The organism is Notoacmeibacter sp. MSK16QG-6 (genome assembly GCF_024158145.1).
Classification (GTDB): Bacteria; Pseudomonadota; Alphaproteobacteria; order Rhizobiales; family Rhizobiaceae; genus Notoacmeibacter.
On sequence record NZ_JAMYXM010000001.1, the window covers coordinates 948,782 to 965,334 of the forward strand.

Sequence of the window (16,553 nt, forward strand, 5' to 3'; positions counted from 1 at the left end):
CCGTAAAGCGTGAACGAGCCCTCCTACCCAGATGATCCGCTTCAGTCCGGGCTTGCCCGGCGACGACCTGAAAGGCGGTCCGCCATGAGCGACAGCACTTATGAACAAGGCCGGCCCAGCGAAAACGCCGCGCCGCAGCCGAAGGAAACGGCCATCACGGAAGAGCGCTCGTCCGGCGCCGCGCGTCCGAGCGCCGGGCCTATCGCTCGCGAGAAATCCGGACCTGTCGGTAATTTTCTGCACGCCACGGAGATCGACCAACGGCTGCTCGGAATGGTCGGCGCGCTGGTCCTCATCTGGCTCGGCTTCCACTTCTATGGCGAATTCGCCAATGGTTTCGGGGCATTCCTGACTTCCCGAAACCTTTGGAACCTCACGGTCCAGACAGCATCCATCGGCGTCATGGCGACGGGAATGGTTCTCGTCATCGTAACGCGCCACATCGACCTTTCAGTCGGTTCCATGCTCGGCCTGTGCGCCATGGTGATGGGTCTGACCCAGGCCAGATGGATGCCCGATCTCGTTGGCCTCGGCTGGGGCGGAACCTGGATCGTGGCCATCGCGGCCGGGCTGCTTGCCGGCGCGCTTGTCGGCGCGCTTCATGGATTTCTCATTGCTTACGCGCAAATACCGAGCTTCATCGTCACGCTTGGCGGCCTTCTGGTCTGGCGCGGCGTGGCCTATCTGATGGCTCGTGGCGAAACGATCAGCCCGCTCGATCCGACATTCAACCTCTTGGGTGGCGGGCCATACGGCTCTATAGGAGCGTTCTGGAGTTGGGCGCTTGGCATCATTGCATGTCTCGCCATCGCATGGGCTCTTTATAACGGTCGACTCCAACGCCAGCGCTTCGGCTTTCCGACACGTCCGATATGGGCGGAAGTCTTCGTCGGCGCGCTTGGTTGCCTGCTGGTCATCGGCTTCGTGCTGATCGTCAACGCCTATGGCTGGCCGCGCGGTATCGTCCGGCAATATACAGCAAGCGAAGGCATTGAAGTACCCGAAGGCGGCATCTTCATCAGCCATGGCTTCGCCATTCCGGTACTGATCCTGATCGCGGTCGGTCTCTTCATGACCTTCCTGACAACGCGCACCCGTTTTGGCCGATACGTTTTCGCAATCGGCGGCAATCCCGAAGCGGCCGAACTGGCCGGTATCAATGTGCGGTTCATGACGGTGAAGATATTCGCCCTCATGGGTACGCTCGCCGGCATCGCCGCTGTCATTTCTTCTGCTCGCCTCAACTCGGCCACCAATTCGCTCGGTACGTTGGACGAACTCTACGTCATCGCCTCGGCAGTCATCGGCGGCACCAGTCTCGCCGGCGGTATCGGCACGATCTACGGGGCGATCATCGGCGCACTTCTCATGCAGAGCCTGCAAACAGGCATGGTCCTGATCGGGTTCGACAGCGCCGTCCAGCAGATCGTCGTCGGCGGCGTTCTGGTGCTCGCTGTTTTCCTCGACACGATCTATCGCCGCCGGGCCAAATAAAGGAGGTCGCCATGACCGATGTACAGACCGCTACGGCGCATCTTCCCGAACACGTGCCAGCCCAACCGCTGACCGCGAGGCGTGGCGAGACCGGCGCCACACCGCTGATCGACATGCAGGACATTTCCATAGCATTCGGTGGTATCAAGGCCGTCGATCACGCCTCGATAGACCTTTATCCGGGCGAGGTGGTGGCGCTTCTCGGTCATAATGGCGCCGGCAAATCGACGCTGATCAAGATCCTTTCCGGCGCTTATTCGCGAGACAGCGGCGAGATATTCGTTCGCGGGGAAGAAGCGACGATCGAGAATCCGCGCGATGCAAAGAAGTACGGGATCGAGACGATCTACCAGACACTGGCTCTTGCCGATAATGTGGATGCCGCAGCAAACCTCTTCCTAGGCCGCGAGATCATGACGCGGTGGGGCACGCTGGACGATGGTGCGATGGAGGCCGAGGCCCGCCGTGTGATGGGTCGCCTTAACCCGAATTTTCAACGCTTCAAGGATCCTGTGAAGAGCCTGTCCGGGGGCCAGCGGCAGTCGGTGGCCATTGCCCGGGCAATTCTCTTCAACGCGCGCATCCTTATCATGGACGAGCCGACGGCGGCGCTCGGTCCGCAGGAGACCGCGCAGGTCGGCGAACTGATCAAGCAGCTCAAAGCCGACGGCATCGGCATCTTCCTGATCAGCCACGATATTCACGATGTTTTCGACTTGGCCGACCGCGTCGTGGTGATGAAGAATGGCCAGATCGTCGGTTCAGCCGCGACGGCCGATGTCACCGATGACGAAGTGCTCGGCATGATCATTCTGGGCAAGTGCCCGCCCGGCGCAACGCCCGGCCCCGGTGCGACCAGCGAAGACACAACCAACTAAGGACCGCGTGATGGCAACCGGCTTTTTCGGCGAGGTTTCGAAAATACCCTTCAACCCCGACGCTGGTCCTGAAGAGCTGGCCTTTCGCCACTACGATCCGGAAGAGATCGTCATGGGAAAGCCGTTGGCCGAGCACCTCCGCTTCGCTGTCTGCTGGTGGCATAACTTCGTATGGCCGGGCGGCGATCCATTCGGCGGTCAAACCTTCGACCGGCCCTGGTTCGAGGATCGCGCCAGTGACCCCATGGAGGCGGCGAAGCTGAAGGCCGACGTAGCCTTTGAGATGTTCACGGCGCTCGGCGTACCCTTCTACTGTTTTCACGATGCCGACATACGGCCGGAAGGGGATGATTTCGCGGAAAACACCAAAAATCTGAATGCCATCGTCGATGTGCTGGAAAGGAAGCAGGCGGAGACCGGCCTGAAGCTGCTTTGGGGCACGGCCAATCTGTTCTCGCACCGCCGTTATATGTCCGGTGCGGCGACGAACCCCGATCCGGAAGTCTTCGCCTTCGCCGCCGCGACCGTGAAAACCTGTATGGATGCGACGCACCGGCTCGGCGGCGCCAACTATGTGCTCTGGGGTGGACGTGAGGGCTACGAGACTCTGCTGAACACCGATCTGAAGCGCGAGGATCAACAGCTCGGCCGCTTTCTCAACCTGGTGGTCGAATACAAGCATAAGATCGGATTCGATGGTGCGATCCTGATCGAACCGAAGCCGCAAGAGCCCACGAAGCACCAATACGATCACGATGTCGCAACGGTCTATGGCTTTCTCAAACGCCACGGCCTCGAAAACGAAGTGAAGGTCAATATCGAGCAGGGCCACGCCATTCTGGCGGGCCATAGTTTCGAGCATGAAATCGCAACGGCGGCCGCGCTCGGCATTTTCGGCTCCATCGACATGAACCGGAACGACCAGCAGTCCGGCTGGGACACCGACCAGTTTCCAAACGACGTCCCGGAAGTGGCCCGCGCTTACTACGAGATTCTCAAGGCCGGCGGCTTTACGACGGGCGGCACCAATTTCGACGCCAAACTACGCCGCCAGTCGCTCGACCCGAAGGATCTGCTGTTCGCCCATGTGGGCGGCATGGACGTCTGCGCACGCGGCCTGAAAGCCGCTGCCGCCATGATGGACGAGGGCGTGTTGAGCGCTTTTGTCGACGACCGATATGCGGGTTGGGACCAGAAGGGCGCGCAAGCAATGCTCGCCGGAGAGCGGACATTGGAGGAAATCGCCGGCTGGGTCGAAGAACAGAACGTCAATCCGGCGCCGATAAGTGGCCGCCAAGAATGGGCTGAAAACATCGTCAATCGTTACGTCTGATCCGGCGTGAGCATTCAGGCTCTTCTGGGCGGGACAATGGGTTAAACCGCGCTATCTGCAATGGGCACGCGTTGTGGAGGACTGGATTTGAGCGAAAGTGAGTGGGTGGACGATGTGACCAGCTTCTGGTTCGACGAACTCGGACCGAAAGACTGGTTTTCAGGCGATGGCAAGTTAGACGACACGATCCGCAGCCGGTTCTCGCCGCTCTATGAGCAGATAGCCAATCATGTCCCGCCAATTGCGAAATCCGAACCCTCCGCGGCGCTGGCCGCCATTCTTGTCCTTGACCAATTTCCGCGAAACATGTTTCGCGGAACCGCGCGAGCCTTCGCAACCGATCCGCTTGCGCTCGATTTGTCACGCCATGCCGTTGCGCAAGGGTTCGATCGTTCGCTGACCGATGACGGCCGCCAGTTTCTCTATATGCCGATGATGCACTCCGAATCCTCCGCCGACCAGGATCGTTCGGTCGAATATTTCGGTGCTCTCGGGTCGGAAGAGGCGTTGCGTTTCGCCAAGGAGCATCAGGAAATTATCGGCCGTTTCGGCCGCTTTCCCCATCGCAATCGGGTGCTGGAAAGATCCAGCACAGAAGCGGAGAAGGTTTTTTTAGCGGAGGCAGACAGCTACGGGCAATAGGAGCTTATCTATCGTAGGGATGTGTTGCGACCGACATACGCGACCATGGGGACAGAGAGCGATAGTTGCTCCTATTGACGCTTACGTTAAACGTCTGAACTTCGTGGCGACAGACGAAGCATGTGGAGGATTCGATGACAGACAAACCCTGGTTGGCTCACTATCCGGACTCGGTTTCTGCAGAAATAGAGCCGCTCCGTTATCCTTCGCTGGGAGAATTACTGTATCGATCCTGTGAGAAGTGGGGTGATCGACCGGCATTCACCTGTCTCGGTACAACCATCACTTTCTCCGAGATCGCCCGTCAGTCCGAAGCGCTAGCCTCCTACCTACAGTCGCTCGGGTTGGAAAAGGGCGCACGCGTCGCCGTCATGATGCCCAATGTGCTGCAATATCCGATAGCGGTGACAGCTATCCTGCGAGCCGGCTACACGGTGGTTGGCGTCAATCCGCTCTATACGCCGCGCGAGTTGGAGCATCAGCTCAACGATAGCGGCGCCGAGGCGATTGTCATTCTGGAAAACTTCGCCGCCTCGCTTGAGAAAATCAAGGAGAAGACCGGCGTCAAACACGTGATCCTCGCCACGATGGGCGACCTGCTCGGCGTAAAGGGCTATGTCGTCAACTTCGTCGTGCGGCGCGTCAAAAAAATGGTGCCAAGCTATTCATTGGATGGCTATGTCCGCTTCAATGACGCCGTCAACAGCGGGAAAAGCAAAACCTTCACAGACCCGCAGACCGGGCCTGATGATATCGCGTTTCTCCAATATACGGGGGGCACGACGGGTGTTTCCAAGGGCGCGATCCTGCTTCACCGCAACATCCTCGCCAATATGGAACAGAACCGGATATGGGTGGCCGCTGCTTTCCCCGAGGGACGGGCACCCGGCACGCTTATGGTCTGTCCGTTGCCGCTCTATCACATCTACGCGCTCACGGTGAACATGCTGAACGGGATCGAGGAAGGACAGCACAATCTCCTTATTCCCAACCCGCGCGATATTCCGGGCTTCGTCAAAGCGCTCAAGGGCCAGCCATTCGAGGTTTTCGTCGGCCTCAACACGCTGTTCGTCGCATTGATGAACAACAAGGATTTCGGAGAACTCGACTTTTCCAAGCTACGTCTGACCCTGGGCGGCGGCATGTCGGTGCAGCGGCCTGTCGCCGAGCGCTGGGAAAAATTGACAGGCGTCACGATCCATGAGGGCTACGGCCTGTCGGAAACCTCACCCGTGGCGACATCCAACCCGCTGGACGCAAAGGATTTCTCCGGAACGATCGGGGTGCCGATCCCTTCGACTGACGTCAAGCTGCTGGGGGATGATGGCGGAGAAGTCGCGCAGGGCGAAGTCGGTGAAATAGCGATTTCCGGCCCCCAGGTGATGGCCGGTTACTGGAATCGCCCCGACGAGACCGCCAATGTGATGACAGAGGACGGATACTTCCGTACCGGCGACATGGCGTTCATGGATGAGCGCGGCTACTTTAAGATTGTCGACCGCAAGAAGGACATGATCCTTGTTTCCGGCTTCAACGTCTATCCGAATGAGATCGAAGAGGTTGTCGTCGGCCATCCCGACGTGCTGGAAGCGGCCGCCATCGGTATACCGGACGAAAAGAGCGGCGAAGTGCCCAAACTTTTCGTGGTCCGCAAGGAAGGTTCGACGATCGATGAGCAGGGGCTTCTGACCTACTGCCGCGAAAATCTGACGGGCTATAAAAGGCCGCGAAAGATCGAATTCCGGAACGAACTGCCGAAATCGCCCGTTGGCAAAATCCTTCGTAAAAATCTGCGGCCGGATTGATCTTTCGCCACTGCATCGGCAATGACGAAGTAGGTTTGGGACGAGGTGGGCTTGGGTCCGCCTTTCAAACTATACGCGTAGGCGCCAGCCGGTCATTCGGCTGCGTTTATTCTGGCATAGCGCCGGGGTGGTTCTCCGACATGCCGGGCGAATGCAGTGCTGAAAGCGCTCACCGAGCCGTAACCGATTTTGCGTGAAATTTCCGCAATGCCGACGCTGTTCGAGCGGAGCATGTGCTTGGCCAGTGCCATTCGCCAGTTGAACAGGTAGCTCAACGGCGACGATCCGACGATGCGATTGAACCGCGTGAAAAACGCCGAGCGCGACAGGCTGGCTTCCCGAGCGAGTTCAACGACGGTCCAGCCATGATCGGGCGCGGCATGCATGGCGCGAAGGGCGGGGCCGATGCGTGCGTCGTTCAGGCCGCGAAGGAGGCCCGGTGGGGCATCATCCCGCGTCGAGGAGCGGAACGCCTCGATCAGCAGGACCTGCAAAAGATGCTCTACCACAACATCGCGTGCCGGGCGTGTCGCGCGCGCCTCTTCGCGAACCATGGCCGTCAAGGTCGCCAAACGGTCCACGCAGCGTACGACCACCATGTCCGGCAGAAGCGACACAAGCAGTTCAGCGTCTGGACTGGCAAAACGGCAATTGCCGAGTAGCTGTTGAACCTCCGCCGGCCCTTCCATTCCCCCAATGCGAAAGACGCCATCCTCACAGAGAGACGGCCGGCTGGACATTCCCGGCGGGGGCGGTGGATCGATGCTGGACATTGTGAAGGCGGCGATCGCGGGAATGAGAACGAAATCACCAGTTTGGAGAACGAGGGGTGGCTTTCCGTCGACTTCAAGACAAGCAGCGCCCGAGAGAAGCAAAGTATAGAAGACCGCGTCCAGATCTTCTCGCCGAACGCGAAACGGGCCCCTCGCCTCAGTCAGCTTGGAAAAAGGCGCAGAGGGTCGAAGGAGCGAGATCACGTCACCAAGCGGATCACTCATTTCGGACTTTCAGTAAACAAATAAAGACGCTGCATCATAGAAGGTTCAGCCTGCCATGTCGATATGAAGGCCTCCCAACGAAGGAGACTGAACGATGAAGACTGTTATGATAACCGGTTGTTCCTCCGGCTTCGGTCTGGATAGCGCGCGCTATTTTCTCGACCAAGGCTGGTCGGTGGTGGCGACCATGCGCGAACCGGACGAAGCATTATTGCCAAAGTCCGACCGGCTGCAGCTTCTGCCGCTGGATGTCACCGACCAACAGAGTATCGACAATGCCGTTGAGAAAGCGGGACCGATCGATGCGCTGGTCAACAATGCGGGAATTGGATGGCTGGCTCCATTCGAAGCGACGTCTGCCGAGGTTGTTCGACGAATTTTCCAGACCAATACATTCGGCACATTCGAGATGATCCGCGCCATATTGCCGCAAATGCGAGACCGAAAGGCCGGCGTCATCGTGAACGTCTCGTCCAGCGTTACGCTGAAGCCACTCCCTTTGCTGTCGGTCTATACGGCAAGCAAGATGGCACTCAATGGCTATACCGAGTGTCTTGCGCTCGAGCTCGAACCGCTAGGCATTCGAACACACCTCGTTCTGCCAGGCCAGGCTCCGGCGACGAAATTCGGCAGCAATGCCATGGCATCGATGGCGGATGCGGCCGACGCACCCGAAGTGTATAAACCGTTTGTCGAAGAGTCGCTGGCGAACCTCCAAGAGAACGCCAGTCGCGAACCCACGCGTCCGGAACAGGTCGTCCGGGCAATCTGGCGCGCCGTTACCGATACCGATGCCCCGCTGCATATTCCGGCGGGAGACGATGCCGAGGCTCTGGCCGCCTGACCATTCAGCCCGATCGTTTGCGATCAGATCATGGGCGGGGCTACAGAGGCCCCGCCTCTCTTGACTTTACTGCGCGTCACGAGCCGCGCGGATCTTCTTCACCAGATTGGCGGTGGAGCCATCGCGCTCGTCGATCCCCTCGCCTGTTCGCAGAACAGGAAGCAGCGCCGTGGCCAGCTCCTTGCCCAGTTCCACGCCCCATTGATCGAAAGAGTTGATGCCGAACAGCGCACCCTCGACGAAGACGCGGTGCTCGTACAGCGCGATAAGCCGCCCGAGGGCGAACGGCGTCAGCAGATCCTGGAGAAGCGTGATGCAAGGACGGTCCCCCGGAAAGACACGGTGCGGAGCGATCACGGCAGCTTGTTCTTCGGTCATGCCTGCCGCAGAAGCCTGTTCCAGCGCCTCATCGAAGGTGCGGCCCCGCATGAGGGCCTCGGACTGGGCCAGCCCGTTGGCCAGCAGCAATTCATGATGAGCCGTCAGGTCCGGCTCATGACCCCGCGCCGAAAGAATGAACTCGACCGGGATGACGTCCGTCCCCTGATGCAAAAGCTGAAAGAATGCGTGTTGGCCATTGGTGCCGGGTTCCCCCCAGACGACCGGTCCGGTTTCAGTCAATGCCGGTCGGCCGTTTCGTTTTACGGCCTTGCCATTGCTCTCCATGTCGAGCTGCTGGAGATAGGCCGGCAGCCGAGCGAGCCTCTGCTCGTAAGGAATGACAGCGCGCGACGTATAGCCGCATACGACGCGGTGCCACCAACCGATCAGCCCCAGGAGCATGGGCATGTTCTGCCGGGGTTCGGCCTGGCGGAAATGCCTGTCCATCGCGTGGGCGCCATCCAGAAACGCGCGGAAATTTTCAGGTCCGACGGCCAGCATGACGGGCAGGCCGATAGCGGACCAAACCGAGTAGCGGCCCCCGACCCAATCCCAGAAGCCGAAGACGTTTTCTTCGGCGATGCCGAATTCGGCGACCTTATCCAAAGCGGTCGAGACCGCGACGAAATGTTTCCCCGTAGCGCCCTCGCCAAGCGCGTCTGTCAGCCAGTTCCGCGCCGTCTTGGCATTGGTCATGGTTTCGATGGTCGTGAATGTCTTAGACGCCACGATGAAGAGCGTCGTCGCCGGCGAAAGGCGCGAAAGCGTATCGGCCATATCGGCGCCATCGACATTGGAAACGAAATGGCAGCGAGGACCGTCATGGTAGGGCGCCAGTGCACCAGTCACCATGGCCGGTCCGAGATCTGACCCGCCAATACCGATATTGACGATATCGGTGATGGCTTCGCCTGTTTCGCCCTTATGCTCGCCAGAACGAACCCGCTCGGCAAAAGCGCTCATCCTGCTCAATACGTCATGAACATCCGCCATGACACTCTCACCGCCGACCGAGAAGTCCGCATCCGCCGGCGCACGCAAAGCCGTGTGCAGCACGGCCCGCTTTTCCGTCATATTGATCGGCTCGCCAGCAAACATGGCATCGCGCATATCGCAGACGCCCATCGCATCGGCCAAGCGAATGAGCTTTTCGATCGTGGCCTCGTCAACGGCGCACTTGCTGTAATCGAACAGCAGATCGTCGAGTGACAGCGAAAATGTCTCAAACCGATTGTCGTCAATTTCAAAAGCCTGGCGCATATCCATTTCCGGACGCGCCTGATGGTAATCTTCCAACGCGGCCATAGCGGCGCGCCAACCTTCAAGGTCTTTCATGTATTACTCCGTTCCGCTCGAATGATCGCGGCAGGGCTTCAATATGCCCTCATTTATTGCTGAATTTTACGTTCTGGTCTCGTAGCCGGCAGACGCGGCGGCCTTTTGCGTTTCATCGGGACAGGCTTGATTTCCGTTAGTGTCGATTGGCGGCGAACCATTGGTCCGTTCTGCGGGTGTCTCGTCGAGTTCGGCCACCACCTGCCCGAAAGCAAGGAAAGCGAACAGCACGGTCCCTCCTATCACATTGCCTATCAGCGCCGGAACGATGAACCCGAAGATAACTTCGAAAACCCCACTATGGCCGCCGAATGCGAGATACCACGCCTCGGCCGAACCGGCGATCACATGGGAAAATTCCCCCAGAGCGATGATGTAGGTAATCAGAAAGATCACATGCAGCTCGAACCCACGGGAACTTGGCAGAAGCCAGGCGACACCGGCGATCAGAAAGCCGGCGCATACGCCGCGCATGACGGTTTCCACGAAACCCGGCTCCATGGCTCGCATGGAGATTTCGCGGATAGCATCTAGCGTTTCCGGCCCTGCAGGCGGGTAAAGAGTGAACCAGAGTGCGAAAAATGCCGTACCGATCAGATTACCGAGGAAAACAATCGTCCACAGGCGTGCTACGGCATAGAGATTATTCCATGTCGGCTTGGCCAGAACCGGCAGCACGGCCGATATGGTGCTCTCGGTAAAGAGCTGCTGGCGCGCCAGAATGACGAAGATAAAACCCGTCGTATATCCCATGGCTTCGATGAGGTGCGCCCATTCGGTTTCGGGCAGCGCCTGGCGCAGATAGGCCTCGGTCAGAACGGACAGGGTGATGACGATGCCAGCCGCTATCGACGAAAAGATCAGACTCTTGGTCGGCCGTTCCAACTCATGGTCGCCAGCCCGGCGGACAATCTCATAGATGACGGCTGCGCGTAGAGGACCGCGCCATTCCGCCTTCTGCATCTCGTAGTCTGTCAGCGAGGCGGCGGTATGGTCTTCCGTGCCTTCGTCAAGCAGCGATCTATGTGTGTTGACTGGATCGTGCTTCATATAAAAATCTTGTCTCCGGATGGTCCCTGAAGTCATCGCAGATACCGCTGCGCCACCGAGCTGCAAGTGCACCCCCGACCGAAGGTCATATGGACGAGCATCGAACGCCTATCTATGGAACGGACCATCGATCACTGAGAGGAGAACCGTCATGGCTGTCGAAATCGAGGGAGAGGAAACGATCAACGCGCCCGTCGCCACGGTATGGGCCGCGCTGAACGATCCGGAGATGCTGCGCGAATGCATTCCGGGCTGCGACGAGCTGAACAAAACGTCCGATACCAATATGGAAGCCAAAGTGACGCTGAAGATCGGGCCGATCAAATCGACATTTGGCGGACAGGTCGAGCTTAAGAACATCAACGCGCCTACTTCCTACACGATCGAAGGCAAGGGCGATGGCGGTATTGCGGGTTTCGCCAAGGGTGGCGCCGATGTCGAACTCCAAGAGCATGAAAACGGTACGCTCTTGAAATACAAGGCCAAGGCCGATGTCGGCGGCAAGATGGCGATGATGGGCAGCCGCCTCATACAGTCCACCAGCAAGAAGCTCGCCGGCCAGTTCTTTTCGTGCATGAACGCAAAAATCTCGGATGGCTATCAGCCGCCGGAGCCCAATATCGGCTGATCGAAACATTCCTGAGAAGGGCCGGCGTCAAGCGCCGGCTTTTGCCTTCATTCGAAAATGATGGCCGGGCCTTCGTCTTGCGTCTCTGTCGCCGTCTCGATCTCTTCCATCAGACGTCCTGCCACCTGACGGTATATATTCGCTTCTTTTCCGTCCCGGTCGCTGACGAGAACGGGTCGTCCGGCATCTGACGTTTCGCGGATCGCCATCTGAAGCGGCACTTCCCCAAGAAAGGGAACGTCAAGTTTTTCCGCTTCGGCTTTCGCGCCGCCATGGCCGAATATCGAATGGCTTGCGCCGCAATCGGGACAGACGAAAAGGCTCATATTCTCGACGATACCGAGGACAGGCACGTCCACCTTCCTAAACATGTTCAGCCCTTTGCGCGCATCGAGAAGGGCCAGATCCTGCGGAGTCGAAACGATCACGGCGCCGGCCATCGGCACCTGTTGGGCCAACGACAGTTGCACATCGCCCGTTCCCGGCGGCATATCGACGATCAGCACGTCAAGTTCGCCCCAGGCAACGCCGCGCAGCATTTGTGTGAGCGCCTGCGTGACCATCGGACCGCGCCAGACCATGGGCGTATCTTCTTCGACCATGAAGCCCATGCTCATCGCTTTGATGCCGTAATTTTGCATTGGCTCGATCATTTTTTCACCGGCCATTTCGGGTTTACCGGAAAGGCCGAGGAGGCGTGGAATAGAAGGGCCGTAAACATCGGCATCGAGAATGCCGACTGAGAGGCCGCTTTGCTCCAAGGCCAGCGCCAGATTGACGGCGGTCGTACTTTTTCCGACGCCTCCCTTGCCGGACGCGATTGCGACAATCGCCTTAATGCCGGGAACCGCGATGGTATGACGGCCGCTAGGAGCAGGCTTTCCCGCAGGTTTTACGGTCGGCGCATTGGCTGCCGGCTGCGAAGCATTACCCGGACCGGCTTTTCGCTCAGCCGTCAGCGCGACCGTGGCTTTCTGCACACCGGGCATTTCCTGCACCAGCTCTTCGGCAGCCTTGCGAAGCGGCTCGAGTTTTTCAGCCAATGCGGCCGGAACAGTCAGAGAGAAGAAAACCTTACCCTTGGTTATGAAAATGTCGGAGACGAGGCCATTGGATACGATGTCGCCCTCGCTGCCAGGCGCTGCGATGGACCGCAAGCGTTCGCGAATGGTTTCGGCGCTGGGCTCGGTCATATCATGTCCTTTTTGCTTTCCGAAGAGGCGCGACAGCATTTCCGACCTTTCTCAAGCGGCGAGATGAAGTGGCAATTGGCGGGCTATCATGTCGAGCAGACAGACCTGCTCAAAGCCTTCGCCAGTACCGATCATGGCATTACCTTCCATGTCCAGCCGCGTTGCCGAACCATCATGTTCATCAGCAGCATAGGCCGTCCAAGCCTGCCGGATTGGGGAAAAGCCGTCTTCTTGCCACTGGCGCTGGCGCCGCTCCATGGTTTGCGCGAGACATTCAAGCACGGCCGTTCGATCGGTGTCGATGCCTTGCTCGGAGAGTGCCGTCACGTTTTTCCGTTCAGCGACCGGCAGCCTTTCGATGAATTTGCCGGACAGTCGAATGTGAAATCCGAGAACAAGCCAGTCGGCATAATCGTCAGCATCCTCCTGCCCGGACAATCCGCCTATCGCGACGCGCGCCACCTCTTTTCCGGCAAGGCAAACACCGAAAGGCCAGACGACCTTTGGCCGGGGCGTAGCGGAAAAATTAGTCAGGCTTTCTGCGACGACCAATTGCGCCAATGGTAGGATTTGTACGGCTTCGGAAACAGGTCTGTCCGCATCGATAAGGAGTGCGCATGATGCCATGCCGTGCCGCCGGCTGTAAAAAATATCGCCGGGCTCTGCCTTCTGGCATTTGGCAAGCCGGCATGCTTCTTCAAACGCCGCCGTTTCTCGCGAGACCGCCCGTCCGCGAAAGCTTTCTGGAAACCGGGGATCAGGCAGGCTCATCGGGGGGACGCTCCACTCAAGGGCAATCGGAAAGCCCTTTCGGTGTAGGGATTTCGACGGTTCGGAACAAGACGTTTGCGGGATTGAAGTCGGTCAGACCAGTTGGAAGCCCGCTTCCTCTATGTCGAGAAAAGTTGCAGCCAAATCGGCGACTGCCCGATAGAAGTCGGCCTCTTTGGCCACGCCGACATCGCGCAGAAAGAATGGCATCCAGATCATGACATGGTCGTTGAAAATGCGTCGCTGCTCCAGAACCGCGAGCCGGTCGCAGCCGAACCTGCCTTCGATAAGTCCAGCCATCATTTCAAAGAGCGTTCCAGCATGATCGGGCGCACGTTCTGCGACCGGGCGCTGTTCGATACCAAGCCGCGTCATAAGCGCCGGCAGGCAGTTTGCGCTGGATGGGCCGGTTCTTCCCTTTAGATAAGCCGAGGCGCAGGGGTCGAGCGCACCATCGTCGCCGAACAGAGCATCGTACTCATCGCCCACCTGCTCGGGTGTGACATTGCCCGCGCATCTGGCCAGCCGTCCCGTGGCCCGTCCCATCGCGCTCTCGTCATGCGACAAGCCGCGAAGGCGCTGCAACATCTTCATATCCGGCGGTTGAAGAAACAGGTCAGACAATAACGCGTAGATCAAACAGCGAAGCTTGTCCTCGACCGGCAGTTCCTCGTCATTTCGCTTTGGCAATGCCATACGGGATTGGTCTCCGTTCTGCCAACGGAGAGTAGGCGCGGATGACGGGACGACAAGGCTGTCACATTTCGCGGTGGCGCGCCGAACAGGCATCTTTCTTTAGCAGCGGGTCGGGCTAATTCACCTCATAAAATCGCCCGGAGAACCCCATTGCTGGCTGCCATCATCACCATCGTCGTCGTCTCCGCAGCACTAATCGTCGGTGCGCTGTGGGGCATATTCGGAAAGATGTCGAATGGCGTGGAGGGTTTCATCATCGCGGCAGCCGGTGGCGCACTCATGGTGTCCGCTATTCTGGAACTTGTCGATCCTGCAACGGAGGTTGCCGGAGTGTTCCCGGCGATCGCCATGATGATGGTGGGAGCTGTCGTTTTCACCGCGCTCGACTACCTAGTCGACAATGTCTGGCAGAGTACGGGCGGGACCGGACTGCTGGTCGCTATCACGCTGGATGGCGTGCCCGAAAATCTGGCGCTCGGTGTCTCGCTGATCGGGTCCGGCCCGCTGCAGGTCGCAGCGCTGGCGGGATCGATCCTTCTATCCAATTTGCCAGAAGCTGCGGGCGGCGCAAAACAGATGACCGATACTCTAGGCAAGAATAAAACTCTTGGCCTGTGGATCGCGACAGCCGTGATCCTGGCAGCATCGGCTTTGGCGGGGCGTCTATTTCTGACAGAAGTCAGCGACGATGCTCTAGCGCTGATCCGCAGTTTCGCCGGCGGCGCCGTCATCGCGTCACTAGCCACGGAAGTCTTTCCGAAAGCGTTCAAGGAGGATCATCTCCTTGCCGGTATCGCCACCGCTTTGGGCCTCGCTGCCGCCACATGGCTTCAGTCGCTCAGCGGCGGCTAGGCAGGCAACCACCGCAAGCCCCATGCGTTGGCCTTAAACATCGATTGCTTCATCTCCAGCCGCACGAGGATCGCCATGGTTAAACTTGCCATTCCAGCTCTGGGTCTCATTGCCGCTGGCGCTGTAGCGCCTTCATCGCCGGTCGCTGCCGATCCGCCATCGGACGCGCGCCCGCTGAGCGAAATCGCCCAAGCTCTCGAACAGGTGCCCGGCTATCTCTTTCTGCAGGAGCTAAAATGGGACGATGCGGCCGAGGCGTGGACGGCGATCTATCGGGTCAGCAACGGCATGGACAAACGCATCCTCATCGATGCGCGGACAGGCGCGATCACCGAAGCGGCTTCGGAGGCCATGGAAAGCGGCGCACCAGCGGATCAGAACACGGATGACGAACCGGCTGGAACAACCGAAAGCAGCACCGATGACGAGACGTTGATCCCGACACCGAACGGTATGGAATGATGCAGAAGGCCGCCCGATCAGGCGGCCTTTTCTTTTGTCCGCGACGGCAAGTTGCCTGGATTAGCTCTTGTAAACGTCGATGATCCGGTTGAGCAGAGCGATTGCTTCGCTCTTCTCGCGCTGGAACGAGTTGCGGCCCACGATCGAGCCGAAACCGCCGCCGGCATTGATCTGGGTGATCTCTTCGACAAGCGCGTCGGCGTCTTTTGCGCCGCCGCCTGAAAACACAACGACACGCTTGTTATTAAACGAGGCCTGCATGACATGGCTGATGCGCTCAGCCAGCGTATCCTGCTTCACATCCTTGTAAGACTTTTCGGCATCCTTCAGATCGACGCCTTTTTCAGGCGGTTTGACCTTGATGATGGTGGCGCCCATCAGCGCCGCCATATGCGCTGCATATGCTACGATATCGAGTGCCGTTTCGCCTTTTTTGGAGACCTTGCCGCCACGCGGATAGGACCAGACGACAGTCATCAAGCCCTTGGCTTTGGCTTCGCGGGTCATCTCGGCCAGTTCCTCCTGCATGGCGAAGCAGTTGTCGGAGCCTGGATAGATCGTGAAGCCGATGCCGACGCAGCCGAGGCGAAGCGCATCATCGACGGAACCGAGCAAAGCTTGGTCCGGCACGCTGTCGGACAGCGAGTTGGCCGAATTGACCTTGAGAATGAGCGGCACTTCGCCGGCAAACGTATCGGCGCCCTGTTCCAGGCTGCCGAGCGGAGCCGCATAGGCGGAGAGACCGGCATCGATAGCAAGCTGATAGAGATAATGGGGATCGTAGGCAGCCGGGTTCGGCGCGAAGGAACGAGCCGGACCATGTTCGTAGCCCTGATCGACCGGCAGAATGACCAATTTGCCCGTACCGCCCAGTTTGCCGTGCATTAGAAGACGCGCAAGGTTGGCCTTTACGCCGGGGTTTTCGCCCTCATACCAGGAGAGAATTTCCTTTACGCGCGGAGTGACGTTCATGGTCTCATGTCCTTCTTCAGGGCTCGGATTGGTGGCGCGTACCTACCCAAATTTATCCTGTTCTGTCACGCAAAAACCTTGCAAATGCTTGGTTTTTGGCCGGCTTATTTAACGATCGGCGAAACAGGGCCATCTCAATCGATTTGATTGCGCCAACCGAACTGCCGCTGCGTGACGGCAAGAATACGGACTTCGATGGAACCGACCGTCTGCCCCGCT

16 protein-coding genes are annotated in these 16,553 nt (G+C 58.8%); 9 read left to right on the forward strand and 7 right to left on the reverse strand.

Going from position 1 to position 16,553, the window contains the following annotated elements; all coding sequences use genetic code 11:
- The first annotated feature begins 84 nt into the window (after positions 1-84).
- The 5 genes from NIM86_RS04500 (at position 85) to NIM86_RS04520 (ending at position 6,152) form a co-directional block, all read left to right on the forward strand.
- Positions 85-1,494 (forward strand): sugar ABC transporter permease, encoded by a 1,410-nt coding sequence (locus tag NIM86_RS04500; RefSeq protein ID WP_253379516.1) that lies wholly within the window; start codon positions 85-87, stop codon positions 1,492-1,494.
- A 113-nt stretch (positions 1,495-1,607) separates the two neighbouring features.
- Positions 1,608-2,372, forward strand: a complete 765-nt coding sequence (locus NIM86_RS04505) for an ATP-binding cassette domain-containing protein (RefSeq protein ID WP_253380718.1) — start codon at positions 1,608-1,610, stop codon at positions 2,370-2,372.
- 10 nt (positions 2,373-2,382) lie between these two features.
- Positions 2,383-3,705 carry a xylose isomerase gene (xylA, locus tag NIM86_RS04510; RefSeq protein WP_253379517.1) on the forward strand — a complete coding sequence of 441 codons (1,323 nt, stop codon included), beginning with the start codon at positions 2,383-2,385 and terminating at the stop codon, positions 3,703-3,705.
- Between the two features lie 87 nt (positions 3,706-3,792).
- Positions 3,793-4,347, forward strand: a complete 555-nt coding sequence (locus tag NIM86_RS04515) for a DUF924 family protein (protein WP_253379519.1) — start codon at positions 3,793-3,795, stop codon at positions 4,345-4,347.
- Between the two features lie 134 nt (positions 4,348-4,481).
- A complete protein-coding gene (locus tag NIM86_RS04520) occupies positions 4,482-6,152 on the forward strand; it encodes a long-chain-fatty-acid--CoA ligase (RefSeq protein WP_253379521.1) in 1,671 nt (556 codons plus the stop codon).
- A 92-nt stretch (positions 6,153-6,244) separates the two neighbouring features.
- Here the strand turns inward: NIM86_RS04520 and NIM86_RS04525 are convergent, their stop codons facing one another.
- Positions 6,245-7,150, reverse strand: a complete 906-nt coding sequence (locus tag NIM86_RS04525) for an AraC family transcriptional regulator (RefSeq protein ID WP_253379522.1) — start codon at positions 7,148-7,150, stop codon at positions 6,245-6,247.
- A 94-nt stretch (positions 7,151-7,244) separates the two neighbouring features.
- On the opposite strand from NIM86_RS04525, the gene NIM86_RS04530 reads away from it, so the two are divergent.
- Complete coding sequence (locus NIM86_RS04530) at positions 7,245-7,994, forward strand: SDR family oxidoreductase (RefSeq protein ID WP_253379523.1); 750 nt, start codon at positions 7,245-7,247, stop codon at positions 7,992-7,994.
- Positions 7,995-8,060: 66 nt separating this feature from the next.
- Here NIM86_RS04530 and pgi read toward each other — a convergent pair whose 3' ends face one another.
- Positions 8,061-9,710, reverse strand: coding sequence for a glucose-6-phosphate isomerase (pgi, locus tag NIM86_RS04535; RefSeq protein ID WP_371872833.1), 1,650 nt, complete (start codon positions 9,708-9,710; stop codon positions 8,061-8,063).
- 66 nt (positions 9,711-9,776) lie between these two features.
- Positions 9,777-10,760: a formate/nitrite transporter family protein gene (locus tag NIM86_RS04540; protein WP_253379524.1), complete on the reverse strand. Its 984-nt coding sequence runs from the start codon at positions 10,758-10,760 to the stop codon at positions 9,777-9,779.
- A 151-nt stretch (positions 10,761-10,911) separates the two neighbouring features.
- On the opposite strand from NIM86_RS04540, the gene NIM86_RS04545 reads away from it, so the two are divergent.
- Positions 10,912-11,388 carry a CoxG family protein gene (locus tag NIM86_RS04545; protein WP_253379526.1) on the forward strand — a complete coding sequence of 159 codons (477 nt, stop codon included), beginning with the start codon at positions 10,912-10,914 and terminating at the stop codon, positions 11,386-11,388.
- 47 nt (positions 11,389-11,435) lie between these two features.
- On the opposite strand, the gene NIM86_RS04550 is transcribed toward NIM86_RS04545, so the two are convergent.
- From NIM86_RS04550 to NIM86_RS04560, 3 genes are all read right to left on the reverse strand, one after another.
- Positions 11,436-12,581 (reverse strand): Mrp/NBP35 family ATP-binding protein, encoded by a 1,146-nt coding sequence (locus NIM86_RS04550; RefSeq protein WP_253379528.1) that lies wholly within the window; start codon positions 12,579-12,581, stop codon positions 11,436-11,438.
- 51 nt (positions 12,582-12,632) lie between these two features.
- Positions 12,633-13,352 (reverse strand): biotin/lipoate--protein ligase family protein, encoded by a 720-nt coding sequence (locus NIM86_RS04555; RefSeq protein ID WP_253379530.1) that lies wholly within the window; start codon positions 13,350-13,352, stop codon positions 12,633-12,635.
- 93 nt (positions 13,353-13,445) lie between these two features.
- Positions 13,446-14,048 carry a molecular chaperone gene (locus NIM86_RS04560; RefSeq protein ID WP_253379531.1) on the reverse strand — a complete coding sequence of 201 codons (603 nt, stop codon included), beginning with the start codon at positions 14,046-14,048 and terminating at the stop codon, positions 13,446-13,448.
- Positions 14,049-14,198: 150 nt separating this feature from the next.
- Between NIM86_RS04560 and NIM86_RS04565 the strand changes: the two genes are divergently transcribed.
- Both NIM86_RS04565 and NIM86_RS04570 read left to right on the forward strand, forming a co-directional pair.
- Positions 14,199-14,900, forward strand: coding sequence for a ZIP family metal transporter (locus NIM86_RS04565; RefSeq protein ID WP_253379532.1), 702 nt, complete (start codon positions 14,199-14,201; stop codon positions 14,898-14,900).
- Positions 14,901-14,975: 75 nt separating this feature from the next.
- Positions 14,976-15,362: a PepSY domain-containing protein gene (locus NIM86_RS04570; protein WP_253379540.1), complete on the forward strand. Its 387-nt coding sequence runs from the start codon at positions 14,976-14,978 to the stop codon at positions 15,360-15,362.
- A gap of 60 nt (positions 15,363-15,422) precedes the next feature.
- Here NIM86_RS04570 and NIM86_RS04575 read toward each other — a convergent pair whose 3' ends face one another.
- On the reverse strand, positions 15,423-16,334 hold the full coding sequence (locus NIM86_RS04575; RefSeq protein ID WP_253379542.1) for a class I fructose-bisphosphate aldolase: 912 nt from the start codon (positions 16,332-16,334) through the stop codon (positions 15,423-15,425).
- Between the last annotated feature and the right edge of the window lie 219 nt (positions 16,335-16,553).

Coding starts and splice junctions, on each gene's coding strand:
- NIM86_RS04500 (WP_253379516.1), top strand. CDS start 85: ATGAGCGACAGCACTTATGAACAAGGCCGGCCCAGCGAAAACGCCGCG.
- NIM86_RS04505 (WP_253380718.1), top strand. CDS start 1,608: ATGCAGGACATTTCCATAGCATTCGGTGGTATCAAGGCCGTCGATCAC.
- xylA (WP_253379517.1), top strand. CDS start 2,383: ATGGCAACCGGCTTTTTCGGCGAGGTTTCGAAAATACCCTTCAACCCC.
- NIM86_RS04520 (WP_253379521.1), top strand. CDS start 4,482: ATGACAGACAAACCCTGGTTGGCTCACTATCCGGACTCGGTTTCTGCA.
- NIM86_RS04525 (WP_253379522.1), bottom strand. CDS start 7,150: ATGAGTGATCCGCTTGGTGACGTGATCTCGCTCCTTCGACCCTCTGCG.
- NIM86_RS04530 (WP_253379523.1), top strand. CDS start 7,245: ATGAAGACTGTTATGATAACCGGTTGTTCCTCCGGCTTCGGTCTGGAT.
- pgi (WP_371872833.1), bottom strand. CDS start 9,710: ATGAAAGACCTTGAAGGTTGGCGCGCCGCTATGGCCGCGTTGGAAGAT.
- NIM86_RS04540 (WP_253379524.1), bottom strand. CDS start 10,760: ATGAAGCACGATCCAGTCAACACACATAGATCGCTGCTTGACGAAGGC.
- NIM86_RS04545 (WP_253379526.1), top strand. CDS start 10,912: ATGGCTGTCGAAATCGAGGGAGAGGAAACGATCAACGCGCCCGTCGCC.
- NIM86_RS04550 (WP_253379528.1), bottom strand. CDS start 12,581: ATGACCGAGCCCAGCGCCGAAACCATTCGCGAACGCTTGCGGTCCATC.
- NIM86_RS04555 (WP_253379530.1), bottom strand. CDS start 13,352: ATGAGCCTGCCTGATCCCCGGTTTCCAGAAAGCTTTCGCGGACGGGCG.
- NIM86_RS04560 (WP_253379531.1), bottom strand. CDS start 14,048: ATGGCATTGCCAAAGCGAAATGACGAGGAACTGCCGGTCGAGGACAAG.
- NIM86_RS04570 (WP_253379540.1), top strand. CDS start 14,976: ATGGTTAAACTTGCCATTCCAGCTCTGGGTCTCATTGCCGCTGGCGCT.
- NIM86_RS04575 (WP_253379542.1), bottom strand. CDS start 16,334: ATGAACGTCACTCCGCGCGTAAAGGAAATTCTCTCCTGGTATGAGGGC.